The sequence below is a fragment of the Paramesorhizobium salinisoli genome (assembly GCF_003335045.1).
Lineage (GTDB): Bacteria > Pseudomonadota > Alphaproteobacteria > Rhizobiales > Rhizobiaceae > Paramesorhizobium > Paramesorhizobium salinisoli.
In genome coordinates, this window is the sequence record NZ_QOZG01000101.1 from 1 (window position 1) to 699 (window position 699).

The 699-nt window shown below is 54.8% G+C and carries 1 protein-coding gene; it reads right to left on the reverse strand.

All coding sequences use genetic code 11. From position 1 onward, the window contains the following. Positions 1 to 71: 71 nt before the first annotated feature. Positions 72 to 699, reverse strand: a 628-nt coding sequence (locus DUT91_RS25095) for a Fe2+-dependent dioxygenase (RefSeq protein WP_114443060.1), incomplete at its 5' end; no start/stop codon positions are given.

The window sequence follows — 699 nt, forward strand, 5'->3', positions numbered from 1 at the left end:
GGGGGGGCTTTCACGTTTTGACCTGGGTCGCATCGGCGCTGAGCATCAGCTATTTGTAAGGAGAGATATACCTAATCTTCTCCCCAGCGCCTGATCAGGTTCGCGACTGACTTCGAGATAAGGTCAAATTCGCGGGACGAACCGTGCTGCCGGAACAGCTCCTGACGTGCCAGATCAAGGTCAAGCAGGATCTCGCGGGCGCCCGCATCGCGAATTATGCTGCGAATCCAGGTCACGGCAACAAGGCGCGAGCCAGATTGTACGGGATCGACCCGGTGAAGCGATGTCGATGGATAGAGGAGCGCATCGCCAGCGGAGAACTTTACCTTTTCGATCCCGCTTGTCGTCTCAATTACCAGTTCCCCTCCGACATAGCTGTCAGGTTCGGAGATGAACAAGGTAAGTGAGAGATCGGTTCTAACGCCCTTTATCATTGGATCATCGATATGATCGCCGTAAGCCATGCCTGGTCCATAATGGCTGAAGAGAGGGGGCAAGATCGTTTTAGGCCGCGCCGCCATGATAAAAGCGGGATCGCGCATCAGGGCATCCGTGATGGTGCTGTGCAACGCACTGAGCCCTTGTGCTTCCGTGGGAAGCTGTTCGTTATTTTTTACTTCCCTTGCTTTCCATCCGGCCGTGCTCCTGCCGTCTTGCCACTCAGAGGTTTCGAGAAGATGGGCTCTGATTTTTTGCAGG